Origin of the sequence: Erysipelatoclostridium sp. MSK.7.34 (genome assembly GCF_019041935.1) — a bacterium.
In the GTDB taxonomy this organism is placed as follows: Bacteria; Bacillota_I; Bacilli_A; order Erysipelotrichales; family Coprobacillaceae; genus Thomasclavelia; species Thomasclavelia ramosa.
Window position 1 is genome coordinate 1 of record NZ_JAHPYJ010000086.1, and the last position, 332, is coordinate 332.

Here is a 332-nt window from a genome sequence, read left to right on the forward strand (position 1 = left end):
TAATAAAGTGGATCATCAATTGATTTAGCAAATTTTTTAAATTCTTCAAACTCCCAAAAATCCATCTCTTCATACGGTGAATTATCCCTCAACCTAGGAACATGAGTAACAGGATTATTATCGCAGCCATGATAATCACATAAATAAGAAAATATATTATGCAGCACTGGTCGAATTTTATTTATGTATTTAATCGATACACCTTTTTCAAACAAATCTTTTTGCCAATTTATGATATCTTCTTTGGTTATCGAAAATATGTCAAAATCAGCAAAATAAGGCAATATGTAATTATTTATTCTTTCTTCATAGCTAATCATAGTATTATGTCT

At 28.0% G+C, this 332-nt stretch carries 1 pseudogene; it reads right to left on the reverse strand.

Going from position 1 to position 332, the window contains the following annotated elements:
* Window positions 1-332: pseudogene (locus KTF99_RS16940) on the reverse strand (N-terminal phage integrase SAM-like domain-containing protein); the annotation flags it as partial.